Origin of the sequence: Streptomyces sp. GS7 (assembly GCF_009834125.1) — a bacterium.
In the GTDB taxonomy this organism is placed as follows: domain Bacteria; phylum Actinomycetota; class Actinomycetes; order Streptomycetales; family Streptomycetaceae; genus Streptomyces.
Window position 1 is genome coordinate 2,793,977 of sequence record NZ_CP047146.1, and the last position, 14,365, is coordinate 2,808,341.

Annotated in this window: 13 protein-coding genes; 12 read left to right on the plus strand and 1 reads right to left on the minus strand. The window is 73.4% G+C overall.

The window, feature by feature from the left end:
* Positions 1 to 152: 152 nt before the first annotated feature.
* The 4 genes from GR130_RS12045 (at position 153) to GR130_RS12060 (ending at position 4,248) form a co-directional block, all read left to right on the plus strand.
* Positions 153 to 1,421 carry a hypothetical protein gene (locus tag GR130_RS12045; RefSeq protein WP_236572989.1) on the plus strand — a complete coding sequence of 423 codons (1,269 nt, stop codon included), beginning with the start codon at positions 153 to 155 and terminating at the stop codon, positions 1,419 to 1,421.
* On the plus strand, positions 1,418 to 2,584 hold the full coding sequence (mycP, locus tag GR130_RS12050; RefSeq protein WP_159504722.1) for a type VII secretion-associated serine protease mycosin: 1,167 nt from the start codon (positions 1,418 to 1,420) through the stop codon (positions 2,582 to 2,584). Before GR130_RS12045 ends, mycP begins: the two co-directional genes overlap by 4 nt.
* 59 nt (positions 2,585 to 2,643) lie before the next feature.
* The gene (locus GR130_RS12055) at positions 2,644 to 3,384 is read left to right on the plus strand and encodes an SseB family protein (RefSeq protein ID WP_159504723.1); all 741 of its coding nucleotides are present in this window, start codon (positions 2,644 to 2,646) and stop codon (positions 3,382 to 3,384) included.
* Positions 3,385 to 3,486: 102 nt separating this feature from the next.
* Positions 3,487 to 4,248: an MIP family channel protein gene (locus GR130_RS12060; protein WP_159504724.1), complete on the plus strand. Its 762-nt coding sequence runs from the start codon at positions 3,487 to 3,489 to the stop codon at positions 4,246 to 4,248.
* 73 nt (positions 4,249 to 4,321) lie between these two features.
* On the opposite strand, the gene GR130_RS12065 is transcribed toward GR130_RS12060, so the two are convergent.
* The gene (locus GR130_RS12065; protein ID WP_159504725.1) at positions 4,322 to 4,705 is read right to left on the minus strand and encodes a DUF1844 domain-containing protein; all 384 of its coding nucleotides are present in this window, start codon (positions 4,703 to 4,705) and stop codon (positions 4,322 to 4,324) included.
* A gap of 355 nt (positions 4,706 to 5,060) precedes the next feature.
* On the opposite strand from GR130_RS12065, the gene infC reads away from it, so the two are divergent.
* The 8 genes from infC to GR130_RS12105 all read left to right on the plus strand — a co-directional run bounded on the left by infC (position 5,061) and on the right by GR130_RS12105 (position 14,351).
* Positions 5,061 to 5,744, plus strand: a complete 684-nt coding sequence (gene infC / locus GR130_RS12070) for a translation initiation factor IF-3 (protein ID WP_159504726.1) — start codon at positions 5,061 to 5,063, stop codon at positions 5,742 to 5,744.
* 122 nt (positions 5,745 to 5,866) lie between these two features.
* Positions 5,867 to 6,061 carry a 50S ribosomal protein L35 gene (gene rpmI / locus GR130_RS12075; protein WP_016576627.1) on the plus strand — a complete coding sequence of 65 codons (195 nt, stop codon included), beginning with the start codon at positions 5,867 to 5,869 and terminating at the stop codon, positions 6,059 to 6,061.
* A 107-nt stretch (positions 6,062 to 6,168) separates the two neighbouring features.
* Positions 6,169 to 6,552 (plus strand): 50S ribosomal protein L20, encoded by a 384-nt coding sequence (rplT, locus tag GR130_RS12080; protein WP_159504727.1) that lies wholly within the window; start codon positions 6,169 to 6,171, stop codon positions 6,550 to 6,552.
* 175 nt (positions 6,553 to 6,727) lie between these two features.
* Positions 6,728 to 7,582 (plus strand): TrmH family RNA methyltransferase, encoded by an 855-nt coding sequence (locus GR130_RS12085; RefSeq protein WP_159504728.1) that lies wholly within the window; start codon positions 6,728 to 6,730, stop codon positions 7,580 to 7,582.
* 83 nt (positions 7,583 to 7,665) lie between these two features.
* Positions 7,666 to 8,838: a sensor histidine kinase gene (locus GR130_RS12090; RefSeq protein WP_159504729.1), complete on the plus strand. Its 1,173-nt coding sequence runs from the start codon at positions 7,666 to 7,668 to the stop codon at positions 8,836 to 8,838.
* A 148-nt stretch (positions 8,839 to 8,986) separates the two neighbouring features.
* Entirely contained in the window at positions 8,987 to 10,111 is a 1,125-nt protein-coding gene (gene pheS, locus GR130_RS12095) for a phenylalanine--tRNA ligase subunit alpha (RefSeq protein ID WP_159504730.1), read from the plus strand.
* Positions 10,111 to 12,636 (plus strand): phenylalanine--tRNA ligase subunit beta, encoded by a 2,526-nt coding sequence (gene pheT / locus GR130_RS12100; protein WP_159504731.1) that lies wholly within the window; start codon positions 10,111 to 10,113, stop codon positions 12,634 to 12,636. Before pheS ends, pheT begins: the two co-directional genes overlap by 1 nt.
* A gap of 377 nt (positions 12,637 to 13,013) precedes the next feature.
* Positions 13,014 to 14,351, plus strand: a complete 1,338-nt coding sequence (locus GR130_RS12105; protein WP_159504732.1) for a transcriptional regulator — start codon at positions 13,014 to 13,016, stop codon at positions 14,349 to 14,351.
* Positions 14,352 to 14,365 lie beyond the last annotated feature (14 nt).

Here is a 14,365-nt window from a genome sequence, read left to right on the forward strand (position 1 = left end):
CAGAGGTGCCAGGGGTTGGAGCAGTGGCGGCGCCAGCCCGTAGAGTGGCCCGACACCGCAACCAGCAGGTCAGCGGCGTGTTGTCCGGATACGAGCCACCCTGCCCCGATTGCGTATCGGGTCCGGGGCACACCGTGCGAGGGGGAGCGCTGGTGAGCGCCGACGCCGATTACGCCGATGCACGGCACACCCCACCCATACCCCCGCAGCCGCCGCACCGCCCCGCCCCGACCCCCGAGCCCGACGAGGACCCCCAGACCACCGTTCTGCGCCGGGTCCCCGCCGACCCGACCATCCCCCCGCCGGCCCGGCAGCCGCTGCCCCCCGCCGCCCCGCCGGCCCCCACCGTGCCACCGGCCCCCGCGGTCCCACCGCGTCCGGCGACCCCGCCGCGCCCCCGCACGGAGCCGCCCGCCGCGCCGCCGCCCCCCACCGGCCGCCCCGCGTCCTTCCGCGACACCGCCGCCTTCCACCTGGCCCACAGCGAGGCCCTGTGGAGCGAGCCCGGCGACCGCGCCCCCGGCACCCCGCCGCCCCCGGACCGCGGAAGCCCGCAGCAGCCCACCTGGCCGTCGAGGCCCGCCGCGCCCGCCGCGGCCGGCGCCGCCCCGGCCGCCGCCCCGCGCCGTCCGTTCCCCGGCCTCGCCGGCCGCCGCCCCGCCCCCCGGACCCTCGCCACCGCGGCCTGCCTCGTCCTCGGCGTCGGCCTCCTCGGCGGCGCGGCGGCGGGCAGCTGGCTCACCGACGACACCGGCAACGGCACCCCGAACCCGGACACCGCCTTCGCCAAGGGCCAGGACGCCTGGCACACCGCCCCCGTCGACAGCCTCTTCCCGCGCGTCGTCGACGGCCTGGGCGTCGGCCCCGGCGGCGCCGACCGGCAGTGGACCCGAATCGCCGTCGCCCCCGACACCGACTGCTCCGCCGCCTACGAGGGGCCGCTCGCCAAGGAGCTCGCCCCGGCCGGCTGCGCCCGGCTGCTGCGCGCCACCTACGTCGACGCCACCCGCACCAGCGTCATCACCGTCGGCGCGCAGACCACCCGCGCCGACCGGCCCGGGATGATGGACCTCAACGCCCGCTTCAGCACCCACAACCTGGCCACCCGCACGGACCTGATGCCGCTGCCGCTGGCCGCCAAGGGCACCCCCGCCGCGGACTTCGGCCCGGCCCAGCGCGCCAGCTGGACCATCCGGGTCCTCACCGACATCCCCGTCGTCGTCTACGCCGTCTCCGGGTTCGCCGACGGCCGCGAGATCACCGAACCGCAGCCCGCCGAGGCCGCCGCCCAGCCCGGCACCGCCACCACCCCCGGCGAGTCCGGTCTGGGCCACGACGCCAAGGACCTCGCCGACAAGGTCGAGACGACCTTCCGCACGGCATCCGGAATTCCCGCCCAGCCCACGGAGGAAGCGCCGTGACCCAGGCCGTCCGGCGCGCCGCCGCCGTCGCGCTGACCTCCGCCGCACTGGCCGTGCTGCCGTCCGTGCCCGCGAGCGCCGACGCCATCCGGGCCCAGGAATGGGGCCTGGCGTCCATCCACGCCCAGGACGCCTGGCAGACCACCAAGGGCGAGGGCGTCACCGTCGCCGTCCTGGACACCGGCGTCGACGGCACCCACCCCGACCTCGCGGGCCAGGTGCTGCCCACCAAGGACCTGATCGGCTTCGGCGCCGGCCCCGGCGACGCCGCCTGGGCCGAGCACGGCACCGGTATGGCCAGCGTCATCGCCGGCCACGGCCACGGAGACGGCCACGCCGACGGCGTCCTCGGCGTCGCCCCGGCCGCCAAGATCCTCCCGGTCCGGGTGATCCTCGAAGACAGCGACCCGCAGCGCCGGCGCGCCCGCGACCAGAAGGCCGGCGCCCTCGCCGACGGCATCCGCTGGGCCGCCGACCACGGCGCCGACGTGATCAACATGTCCCTCGGCGACGACAGCGAGTCCGCCCACCCCGACCCCCGCGAGGACGCCGCCATCCAGTACGCCCTGGGCAAGGGCATCCCGGTCGTCGCCTCCGCCGGCAACGGCGGCGAGAAGGGCGACCACGTCTCGTACCCCGCCGCCTACCCCGGCGTCATCGCGGCCACCGCCGTCACGCACCTGGGCGCCCGCGCCTCCTTCTCCACCCGCCACTGGTACGCCACCGTCGCCGCCCCCGGCTACGACATCTTCATGGCCGACCACGGCACCGGCTACGTCTCCGGCTGGGGCACCAGCCCCGCCGCCGCCTTCGTCTCCGGCTCCATCGCCCTGCTCCGCTCCGCCCACCGCGACCTGAGCCCCGCCCAGATCCGCCAACTGCTCACCTCCACCGCCCAGCAGCCCCCCAAGGGCGGCCGGAACGACGACTTCGGCGCCGGCCTCGTCGACCCCGCCGCCGCCCTCAAAGCCGCCGACGACCTCAAACCCACACCCGAGAAGCCCACCCCCGCCGGCTACGCCCACCGCTACTTCGGCCCCGGCCCCACCACCGACACCCCCGACGCCACCCCCACCAACTGGCTCCCCTGGACCGCAGGCGGCATCGGCCTGGCCCTGGTGACCGCCGCCCTCGTCATCCGGCGCACCCGCACCCGCGGCTGACACCGCACCCGGCGCCCCGGCCGGCGGCGCCCCGCACCCCGGCCGATACGCTCGGCGACGTGCAGAAGAACATCCCCGACCCCGGTTTCGCCGACGACGACGGCTCCGCCGACCCGGCCCTGGCGGCGGCACTCGCGGCCTACGGCGCGGACCGCGGCGCCGAGCCCCGCGTACTGAGCGCACTGGCCGGCGCCCGCGTCCTCGTCCCCGTCGTGGCCCTCCTCGGCGAGGTCGAGACCGGCGCGGACGGCCTCCGCCGCGAGAAGTCCAGCGACATGGCCGTCCCCACCCTCACCGCCCCCGACGGCCGCCGCGCCCTCCCGGCCTTCACCTCCATGGAGGCCCTCCAGCGGTGGCGCCCGGACGCCCGCCCGGTCGCCGTCCCGCTCCGGCAGGCGCTGCTGGCCGCCGCCCACGAGAAGGCCGACACGGTCGTCGTCGACCTGGCCGGCCCGGTCGCCTACCAGCTCACCGGCCCCGCCCTGCGCGCCCTCGCCGAGGGCCGGACGACCGCCGACCCGCTCGCCGACCCCGCCGTCACCGGCGCGCTGCGCACCCTCCTCGCCGCCGAGCCCGCCGTCCTGCGCGCCCGCCTGGACCCGTCCGACGAGACCGACGGCACCCTCTCCCTGGGCCTCGCCCCGGACGCCGTCCCCGCCGAGGCCGCCCAGCGCCTCGCCCGGGCGCTCGCCGCCGACGAAACCCTCCGCGCCCGTCTCGTACGGGGCCTGGACCTGGCGCTGCTGCCGCCCGGTACGGAGGCCGCAGACCCGGCCGGGGAGCTGCTCTACCAGCGCTGATCCGCTCGCCGCCGCCGCGCCGCCGGTCTGTGCCCAACGGGCGCGGACGCCTCCCGCACCGCACAATGCGAGAAGAGCTCAAGATCCACGCGAGGAGAGCCCATGGAGATCACGGAGACCCGCCCGGTCGTATCCGAATTCCTCGGCACGCTGCTCCTGGTGTTCTTCGCCGTCGGCTCGGCAGTGCTGGCGGGCGAGTACATCGGCACCTTCGGCATCGCCCTGGCCTTCGGCTTCGTCATGCTGGCACTTGCCTACGCCCTCGGCCCGATCTCGGGCTGCCACATCAACCCCGCGGTGACGTTGGGCGCCCTGCTGGCCAGGCGCATCACCGTGCGCACCGCGGTCGAGTACTGGATCGCCCAGGTCCTGGGCGGCATCGTCGGCGCCGCCCTGCTCTTCCTGGTCGCCAAGCAGGTACCGGGGCTGCAGACCCACGCGGCCTTCGGGACGAACGGCTGGGGCGACCGGTCGGCGGTGCACATCAACCTCGGCGGCGCGTTCGTCGCCGAGATCGTGATGACCTTCCTGTTCGTCTTCGTCGTGCTGGGGGTCACGCACAGCACGGCGGTGACGGGCTTCGCCGGCCTGGCCATCGGTCTGGCCCTGGCCACCGTCCACCTCATCGGCATCCCGCTGGACGGCACCTCGGTGAACCCGGCCCGCAGCATCGGCCCGGCCCTGTTCGCGGGCGGCGCGGCCATCACCCAGCTCTGGCTGTTCATCATCGCGCCCTTGATCGGCGGCGCCCTGGCGGCCGTGGTGCACCAGATCACCCACCCGCAGGAGGAGGCCGCCGGCGCCGAGAAGGCCGCCCCCGGCGAGTCGACCCCCGACGAACCGGCCTCCGGCGACCGCGTCTGAGGCGGGCACGACCCCGTACGACGACGAGCCCCGGCCGGTGCGGCCGGGGCTCGTCGTCGGTGTGCGGGTGACCCTAGCCGTGCACCGGCCCGGTGAACTTCTCGCCGGGGCCCTGGCCGGGCTCGTCCGGCACCACCGACGCCTCGCGGAACGCCAGCTGGAGCGACTTCAGACCGTCCCGCAGCGGCGCCGCGTGGTACGAGCCGATCTCGGTGGCGCCGGCGGTGACCAGCCCGGCCAGCGCGTGGATGAGCTTGCGGGCCTCGTCCAGGTCCTTGTGCGCCTCGCCGCCCTCGGCGAGCCCGAGGTTGACCGCCGCCGAGCTCATCAGGTGCACCGCGACCGTCGTGATCACCTCGACCGCGGGCACGTCGGCGATGTCGCGGGTCATGGTGTCGAAGTCGGGCCGGGCCGCGTCGCCTGCGTTGTGCCGCTGCTGGGGGGTCTGCTCGCTCATGTCAAGGCTTCACTTCCTGCTGAGGGGATCGCCCCCAGCCTATGACCCCGGCGCGCGACCCCCGTGCGCGGGAGCGCCCGCGGCCTCCGGCGGCGCCGTCCGGGCACTGCGGGCGCGGGGTGCGTCAGCACGAGAGTGGGGGTCACCCCTTGACTCGTGTATTCTGGTTGCTGCGACCGGCCGGACACCTATGTGACCGGCCCACAAGTGGAGGCTCCTTCTCCCACCCGAACCGACCTCAGGGTTGGCGGGTCTTCGGTCCGGCTGCGCCCCGCGGAGACTTCGCGGCGGTGCTCCTGATCTATGTGGAGCCCCGCCTGTGTCCCGTCGGGGCATTTTTCGTGTACCGGCGCGGTTGGTCACACCGAACAGACGTTACGCGGCAGTCCGCCAGGCCGTCGCGTGGTGCTACCGAGGAGGATCCATCAGCGCCGAGCCCCGCATCAACGACCGGATTCGCGTCCCCGAGGTGCGACTCGTCGGTCCCAGTGGCGAGCAGGTCGGCATTGTGCCGCTTGCCAAGGCCCTGGAGCTTGCGCAGGAGTACGACCTCGACCTGGTCGAGGTGGCGGCGAACGCCCGTCCGCCGGTCTGCAAGCTCATGGACTACGGAAAGTTCAAGTACGAGTCGGCCATGAAGGCCCGTGAGGCGCGCAAGAACCAGGCGCACACGGTCATCAAGGAGATGAAGCTCCGGCCGAAGATCGACCCGCACGACTACGACACCAAGAAGGGTCACGTCGTCCGGTTCCTCAAGCAGGGTGACAAGGTCAAGATCACGATCATGTTCCGTGGTCGCGAGCAGTCCCGGCCGGAGCTCGGCTTCCGGCTGCTGCAGCGGCTCGCGGAGGACGTCCAGGAGCTCGGCTTCATCGAGTCGAACCCGAAGCAGGACGGCCGGAACATGATCATGGTCCTCGGTCCGCACAAGAAGAAGACCGAGGCGATGGCCGAGGCCCGCGAGGCGCAGGCCGCCCGCAAGGCGGAGCGCCAGGGTGCGGCTCCTGCGGAGCCCGCCGAGGAGCACGCCGAGGCGTGATCTCTGGGCGAGCGCCCCGGATCCAGGCCGGGGCACCCGCCCCGGACACAACCGATACATCTGACGCTCCCGCGTGCCGGCCCGTGCCGGTGGGAGCGCCACTGACGAGGAGAGTACGGCGCATGCCGAAGAACAAGACGCACAGCGGTGCCAGCAAGCGCTTCAAGGTCACCGGCTCCGGCAAGGTGCTGCGCGAGCGTGCCGGCAAGCGCCACCTGCTTGAGCACAAGTCGTCCCGCGTGACGCGTCGCCTCACCGGCAACGCCGAGATGGCCCCGGGCGACGCCGCGAAGATCAAGAAGCTTCTCGGCAAGTGAGCCGGGGCACCCCGCCGCGCGGGCGGGGTGCGCCGACCGGACCGGGACCCTACGTCGATTCGGGCCGTGTGAGGAACAACCACGGCCCCGCTACAAGGAGTTAACAAGTGGCACGCGTCAAGCGGGCAGTCAACGCCCACAAGAAGCGCCGGGCGATCCTCGAGCAGGCCAGCGGCTACCGCGGCCAGCGCTCCCGCCTCTACCGCAAGGCCAAGGAGCAGGTCACCCACTCCTTCGTCTACAACTACAACGACCGCAAGAAGCGCAAGGGCGACTTCCGTCAGCTGTGGATCCAGCGCATCAACGCCGCTGCCCGCGCCAACGGCATGACCTACAACCGCTTCATCCAGGGTCTGAAGGCCGCCAACATCGAGGTGGACCGCAAGATCCTCGCCGACCTGGCGGTCAACGACGCGGGTGCGTTCGCCGCGCTCGTCGAGGTTGCCCAGAAGGCGCTGCCGAGCGACGTCAACGCCCCGAAGGCTGCCTGAGTTTCAGCCCGACCGCGTTGACGGCGCCGACGGCGACGTGCTGTCGCGATCCCCGACGTGTGACGACGTTGTGAGAGCGGACCCGCAGGCCCCGGCCTGCGGGTCCGCCGCTTTTCCCGCCCCGCCGCCCCGGAGCGGGGCCCACGCACCGAACGAAAGAAGCGAGCCGCCGCCCATGGGCACCCCCGAGCTGATCTCCCCGCGTTCCCCGCGTGTCGCCGCCGCCCGGCGGCTGGCCCGCCGCCACTTCCGCGGCAAGGAACGCCGGTTCATCGCCGAGGGCCCGCAGGCCGTACGGGAGGCCATCGCGCACCGTACGGACGGTACGCCGACGCTCCTGGAGCTGTTCGCCACCGTCGAGGCCGCCGAGCGGCACGCGGAGATCGTCGCGGCGGCGCACGCGGCCGGCGTGCGGGTGCACTTCGCCGACGACCGGACCGTCGCGGACATCTCGCAGACGGTCACCCCGCAGGGCCTGCTGGGCGTCTGCCGGTTCCTGGACTCGCCGTTCGAGGAGATCCTGGCCGCCCGCCCGCAGCTGGTCGCGGTGCTGGCGAACGTCCGCGACCCCGGGAACGCCGGGACGGTGCTGCGCTGCGCGGACGCCGCGGGCGCCGACGCGGTGGTGCTCACCGACGCCTCCGTGGACCTGTACAACCCCAAGTCCGTGCGGGCGTCGGTCGGTTCGCTCTTCCATCTGCCGGTCGCGGTCGGCGTGCCGGTGGAGCGGGTGGTCGGCGGGCTCAAGGGCGCCGGGGTGCGGATCGTGGCCGCCGACGGCGCGGGCGAGTGCGACCTGGACGCCGAGCTGGACGCGGGGTCCATGGGCGGGCCGACCGCCTGGGTCTTCGGCAACGAGGCGTGGGGGCTGCCGGAGGAGACCCGTGCGCTGGCCGACGCCGTGGTGCGGGTGCCCATCCACGGCAGGGCCGAGAGCCTCAACCTGGCGACGGCCGCCGCGGTGTGCCTCTACGCCTCCGCGCGCGCCCAGCGCGGCAGCGGCGGCTGCCGCTCGGTGTCACCCGCCTGAGGGGCGTACCCGCGTTCTCGCCGGTGCATCCGGGCCGAGCTAGTAGTCTTGCCAGCTCCGGCCCGGAAGGGGGTAAATCGGGGATGACGGTGCGGACTTCGGCCACCACAGCCGCCGCTGACGGGTGCCCGTCCGACGGACCCGGGAGCGGGGCGGCCACCGCCGGGCAGCCGCTCGGCAGCGGCCTCGGGCTCGGCCCCGACGACCTCCCGGACGGCCTGGTCGTCGCCGACGAACGGGGCCGGGTGATCTGCTTCAACGCCGCCGCCGCGCGGATCACCGGTATCGACCCCGCGGACGCCCTCGGCCGCCCCGTCGACCGCGCCCTGCCGCTCCAGGACATCGAGGGTCGCCGCTGGTGGCGGCTGACCGATCCGTACGGCGGGCTCGCCATCCGCCGCGGCCAGCCCGAGCGCAACCTGCTGCTCGGGGGCCGCGAGGTGCTGGTCTCCGCCCGCTACGTCCGCAGCGTGCCCACCGGTCCCGTACGGCGGCTGGTGATCGCGCTGCGCGGCACCGAGGCCCGGCGGCGCACGGAGCTGAGCCATGCCGAGCTGATCGCCACCGTCGCCCATGAGCTGCGCTCTCCGCTGACCTCCGTCAAGGGGTTCACCGCCACCCTCCTCCAGAAGTGGGAGCGTTTCACCGACGACCAGAAGCGGCTGATGCTGGAGACGGTGGACGCCGACGCCAACCGCGTCACCCGGCTGATCGCCGAGCTGCTGGACATCTCCCGGATCGACTCCGGGCGCCTGGAGGTCCGCCGGCAGCGGGTCGACATGATCGCCGCGGTCCGCCGGCACGTGCAGGCGCAGACCACCGCGGGCCAGCGGCCGGACCGCTTCCTGATCCGGATGATGGAGCCGCTGCCCGATCTGTGGGCGGACCCGGACAAGGTGGACCAGGTGCTGGGCAACCTGCTGGAAAATGCGGTGCGGCACGGCGAGGGAACCGTCACCATCGAGGTCGGACCGGCATCGGACGCGACCGGTGACACGACCGGCGACGCGTCCAGCATGGAGGGCACGAGCGTCACCGTGAGCGACGAGGGCCCCGGCATCCCGGAGGAGTCGATGAGCCGCGTATTCACCCGCTTCTGGCGGGGCAGCAAGCGGGGCGGCACCGGCCTGGGCCTCTACATCGTCAAGGGCATCGTCGAGGCGCACGGCGGGACGATCACGGTCGGCCGGGCGCCGGCCGGCGGCGCGGAATTCCGATTTAGCCTGCCCGTCGCGGCCCCGGCCTTCATGGCCTAGAGGAAGCGTCGGGCGCCCCGCACCCAGGGGCGGACAGGCCGCAGGCGGCCCGCCCCTTAGACTTGACCTTTGGCACCTTTGGCGCACAGGCATCGCGGGCACACGCGGGCAGCCACGCCAAGCCAGTCCACCGGAAGCACGGGAAGAGATGTCCGCACCCAATAAGTCGTACGACCCTGTCGAGGTCGAAGCCCTGAAACCGGAAGAGATCGCCCGACGGGTGGACGAGGCGCTGGCCGCCATCGCCGCCGCCGCCGATCTGGAGGCGCTGCGCGAGGTGAAGGTCGCGCACACCGGCGACCGCTCGCCGCTCGCCCTCGCCAACCGCGAGATCGGCGCCCTGCCCCCGCACGCCAAGGCGGACGCGGGCAAGCGCGTCGGCCAGGCCCGCGGCCGGGTCAACCAGGCGCTCAAGGTCCGCCAGGAAGAGCTGGAGGCGGAGCGCGACGCGCGGGTGCTCGTCGAGGAGGCGGTGGACGTCACGCTGCCCTACGACCGGACCCCGGCCGGCGCCCGGCACCCGCTGACCACCTTCATGGAGCGGGTCGCGGACGTCTTCGTGGCGATGGGCTACGAGGTCGCCGAGGGCCCCGAGGTCGAGGCCGAGTGGTTCAACTTCGACGCGCTGAACTTCGTGCCGGACCACCCGGCGCGCCAGATGCAGGACACCTTCTTCGTGCAGGGCAACGGCACCCAGGGCGACGAGTCGGGCGTCGTGCTGCGGACCCACACCTCGCCGGTGCAGGCCCGTACGCTCGTCGACCGCGAGCCGCCGGTCTACGTCGTCTGCCCGGGGCGGGTCTACCGCACCGACGAGCTGGACGCCACGCACTCCCCGGTCTTCCACCAGATCGAGCTGCTCGCCGTCGACGAGGGCCTGACCATGGCGGACCTCAAGGGCACCCTGGACCACATGGTCCGGGCGCTGTTCGGCCCGGACATGAAGACCCGGCTGCGGCCCAACTACTTCCCGTTCACCGAGCCGTCCGCCGAGATGGACATGGTCTGCTACGTGTGCCGTGGTGAGTCCGTGGGCAACCCCGACCGGCCGTGCCGTACCTGCTCCAGCGAAGGCTGGATCGAGCTGGGCGGCTGCGGCATGGTCAACCCCAAGGTGCTCGTCGCCTGCGGTGTCGACCCCGAGAAGTACAGCGGCTTCGCCTTCGGGTTCGGGATCGACCGGATGCTGATGTTCCGGCACAACGTGGAAGACATGCGTGACATGTTCGAGGGCGACGTCCGGTTCACCCGGCCGTTCGGGATGGAGATCTGATGCGGGTCCCGCTTTCTTGGCTGCGGGAGTACGTCGACCTGCCGGCGACGACGACCGGGCGCGACGTACAGGAGAAGCTCATCGGGGTCGGCCTGGAGGTCGAGACCGTCGAGCGGCTGGGCGACGGACTCAAGGGCCCGCTCGTGGTCGGCCAGGTGCTGACCATCGAGGAGCTGGAGGGCTTCAAGAAGCCGATCCGCTTCTGCACGGTGGATGTCGGCACCGCCAACGGAACCGGTGAGCCGCAGGAGATCGTCTGCGGTGCGCGGAACTTCTCCGTAGGCGACAAGGTCGTGGTCGTGCTCCCGGGCGCCGTGCTGCCCGGCGACTTCAAGATCGCGGCGCGCAAGACGTACGGCAAGAAGTCGCACGGCATGATCTGCTCCGGCGACGAGCTGGGCATGGGCGACGACGGCAGCGGCGGCATCATCGTGCTGCCGCCGGTCACCGAGGTGGGCACCGACGCGATCGAGCTGCTGGAGCTCGTCGACGAGGTGCTGGACATCGCCGTCACGCCGGACCGCGGCTACTGCCTGTCGATGCGCGGTGTGGCCCGCGAGGCGGCCACCGCGTTCGGGCTGCCGCTGCGCGACCCGGCGCTGCTGGACGTGCCGCCGCCGAACGCCGGCGGCTACCCGGTCAAGGTCGCCGACCCGATCGGCTGCAGCCGCTTCACCGCCCGTACGGTGACCGGTCTGGAGCCCGAGGCGCGCACCCCGATCTGGATGCAGCGGCGGCTCCAGAAGGCCGGGATGCGCCCGCTCTCGCTGGCCGTCGACGTCACCAACTACGTGATGATGGAGCTCGGCCAGCCGCTGCACGCCTACGACCGGCAGACCGTGGACGGCCCGATCGGCGTCCGCCGTGCCACCCCCGGTGAGCAGCTGACCACGCTGGACGGCACCAAGCGGGTGCTGGACGGCGAGGACCTGGTCATCACCGACAACCGCGGGCCGATCGGCCTGGCGGGTGTGATGGGCGGCGCCAACACCGAGATCGCGGCGCCGGTCGCCGATCCGGAGACCGGGCGGCTGCGCGGGACCACCGATGTGGTGATCGAGGCCGCGCACTTCGACGCCATCACCATCGCCCGTACGGCGCGGCGGCACCGGCTGTCCTCCGAGGCGGCCAAGCGCTTCGAGCGCGGGGTGGACCCGGAGGCGGCGTCCGCGGCGGCGCAGCGGACCGTGGACCTGCTGGTGCTGCTCGCCGGCGGTACCGCCGAGGAGGGCGTGACGGAGATCGTCTCGCCCCGCGGGCCGCGGACGATCACGATCCCGGCCGACCACCCGGACAAGGTCGCGGGTGTCGCCTACGGCCGCGAGACCGTCGTACGCCGCCTGCAGCAGGTCGGCTGCGATGTCTACGGGCAGGACGAGCTGGTCGTGACCGTGCCGTCCTGGCGGCCGGACCTGAGCGAGCCGAACGACCTGGCGGAAGAGGTCATCCGGCTGGAGGGCTACGAGAACCTGCCCTCCACGCTGCCGCTGCCGCCGGCCGGCCGCGGGTTGACGGAGCGTCAGCGGCTGTACCGGCGGGTCGGGCGGGCGCTGGCCGGCGCCGGCTATGTCGAGACACTGAACTACCCGTTCACCGGGTCCGCGGTCCTCGACCAGCTGGGCATCGAGGCGGACGACCCGCGGCGGGACGCGGTGACGCTGGTGAACCCGCTGTCGGACGAGGAGCCCGACCTCCGTACGACCCTCGTCCCGGGGCTGCTGGGCGCGCTGCGGCGCAACTTCGGCCGCGGCACGCACGATCTGGCGCTCTTCGAGACCGGACCGGTGTTCCGGGCGACCGGCGAGGAGCAGCCGGCCCGCCGGCTGGTCGTCGACCGGCGGCCGACCGACGACGAGATCGCCTCGCTGGACGCGTCGCTGCCGCAGCAGCCGCGGCGGGCCGCCGTGGTCCTCGCCGGGGCGCGGGAGCAGGCCGGCTGGTGGAGTGCCGGGTACCCGGCGGGCTGGGCGGACGCCGTCGAGGCCGGGCGGACCGTCGCCCGTGAGGCTGGCGTCGAGCTGATCGTCCGCCAGGACCAGCACGCCCCGTGGCACCCCGGCCGCTGTGCGGCGCTGCTGGCGGTGGCCGACGGTGAGGAGATCCTCGTCGGCAACGCCGGTGAGCTGCACCCCCGCGTCATCAAGGCGATGGGCCTGCCGGAGCGGACCAGCGCGATGGAGATCGACCTGGACCGGCTGGAGCGGGCGGCCTCGGGCGCCCTGAAGGCACCGCGGATCTCCACGTTCCCGGTGGCCACGCAGGATGTCGCGCTGGTCGTCGACGCGGCGGTGCCGGCGGCGGAGGTCGAGGCCGCGCTGCGGGACGGCGCGGGTGCGCTGCTGGAGTCGCTGCGGCTGTTCGACGTCTTCACCGGTGAGCAGGTGGGCGCCGGGAAGAAGTCGCTGGCGTACGCGCTGCGGTTCCGGGCGGAGGACCGGACACTGACGGCGGAGGAGGCTTCGGCGGCTCGCGATGCGGCGGTCGCGGTGGCGGTCGAGCGGGTGGGGGCGGTGCTGCGGGGCTGACGCCCTGCTGTCCCCCTCGGTGCTTCGGGCCCCTGTCCACGGTGTGTGGGCAGGGGCCCGTTCCGTTGTCTGTGGCTGGGCGCCGTTGTGCGCCGACGCGTTGTGGGTGGGGGGCGGAGGGGCTGCACCGGGGTTCGTCCTCGGCGCGGGCGCATCTGGTGTGTGGATGAGGAATGCCCCGGCGTTCGCTCCAGGTCCTGCGGGCGCACCCCGGTACATCCCCTCCGACCCTGCGCCGTATGCGACTTTCCCGCCGTCCCGATGCGGGTCTCGCCGATTCACCGTGGCGGCTTCCTGCCGCGGCCGGTTCACACGGGGTGTGAACTCGCCCTGATTACGCTGGACTTACGGAGCCGTTACGTCCTTGGGGGCACGGTATGGAGCCCAACACGCTGCTCGACGCGATCCTGGACGAGGCCGGTATCTCGCATGCCGGGCTTGCGGCGCGGATCAATCAGCTGGGGCGGCGGCGAGGACTGGCGCTGCGGTACGAGCACACCGCGGTGGCGCGGTGGCTGAAGGGGCAGCGCCCGCGGGGGCAGGTGCCCGATCTGATCTGCGAGATTCTGGGCGAGCGGCTGCGCCGGCCGGTGGGGCTGGACGACATCGGGCTGAGCAGGCCGGGGGAGCGGCGGGCTTCGGAGACGCCGCTCTCGGGGTTCGTGGAGCGGGCCACCGCGCTGTGGCGGTCCGACGAGCAGCAGCGGCCCCACGTGCTGGCGGCTCCGGCGCTGACGGGGACCTCGGCGGTCATCCCCGTATGGGAGTGGGAGAACCCGCCGGAGGATTTCGACGTGTCGCGCGACGGGCTGACCCGGGTCGGGATGGCCGACATCGAGATGCTGCGGGCGGCGCGGACCCACTACGAGCAGATGTACCGGAAGGCGGGTGGTATCGCTACCAGAGCGCGCATCGTGGGATTCCTCAACACCGAGGCGGCGCCGCTGCTGCGGGGCAGCTACAGCGATGCGACGGGACGCCAGCTGCACCGGGCGACCGGTGGGCTGGTCGCCGTCGCGGGAATCTGCGCGTACGACTCGGATGCTCTCGGGCTGGCCCAGCGCTACTTCCATCAGGCGTTGCGGCTGGCCAAGGCCAGCGGGGACCGCGGACTCGGCGCGTATGTGATCGCGCTGCTGGTCAACCAGTCCCTCTTCGTACGGGAGTACCGCCAGGCGGTCGCCTTCGCGGAGGCGGCGTTGCGGGCCGCGGGTCCGCAGATCACTCCGGCGCTCTCCGCGGATCTCTACGCGATGCAGGCCAAGTCGTATGCCCGGCTGGGGGACGGGACCAGTGCGCTGGCCTGCATCCGGCGGGCCGAGGCGGCTGCGGAGCGGATCCGGCCGGGGCTCGAACCGGACGAGACGGGCTATGTCCAGCCCGGCCTGGTGAACGTACAAGTGGCGGAGGCGCTGCTCAGTCTCGGTGACCTGCGGGCCGCACGGGAGCAGGCGGACGCCGCCGTGGACACTCCCGCACATGACCGCGGCCGGGTTCACCGGCTGGCCATGCTCACTCATATCGAGCTGCGCCAAGGGGATGCGGACCGGGCCGTGGCCAATGCCGCGCAGATGACCGAGCGGGCTCGGGGCATGGAGTCGCAACGGCTGCGGGACCGGCTGCGGGCGGTGCGCGAGCATCTGGCGGAGACCGGGAGCTCCGCGACGGACGAGGCTGCCGATCTCATCGACGAGGTGCTGCGCGTTCCGCTGTGACCGGGCTCGTGTCA

Excerpts from the sequence above, each read along its gene's own strand:
- GR130_RS12065 (WP_159504725.1), bottom strand. The coding sequence starts at position 4,705 with ATGAGCGAGCAGACCCCCCAGCAGCGGCACAACGCAGGCGACGCGGCC.
- GR130_RS12060 (WP_159504724.1), top strand. The coding sequence starts at position 3,487 with ATGGAGATCACGGAGACCCGCCCGGTCGTATCCGAATTCCTCGGCACG.
- GR130_RS12085 (WP_159504728.1), top strand. The coding sequence starts at position 6,728 with ATGGGCACCCCCGAGCTGATCTCCCCGCGTTCCCCGCGTGTCGCCGCC.
- GR130_RS12090 (WP_159504729.1), top strand. The coding sequence starts at position 7,666 with ATGACGGTGCGGACTTCGGCCACCACAGCCGCCGCTGACGGGTGCCCG.
- rpmI (WP_016576627.1), top strand. The coding sequence starts at position 5,867 with ATGCCGAAGAACAAGACGCACAGCGGTGCCAGCAAGCGCTTCAAGGTC.
- GR130_RS12105 (WP_159504732.1), top strand. The coding sequence starts at position 13,014 with ATGGAGCCCAACACGCTGCTCGACGCGATCCTGGACGAGGCCGGTATC.
- pheT (WP_159504731.1), top strand. The coding sequence starts at position 10,111 with ATGCGGGTCCCGCTTTCTTGGCTGCGGGAGTACGTCGACCTGCCGGCG.
- pheS (WP_159504730.1), top strand. The coding sequence starts at position 8,987 with ATGTCCGCACCCAATAAGTCGTACGACCCTGTCGAGGTCGAAGCCCTG.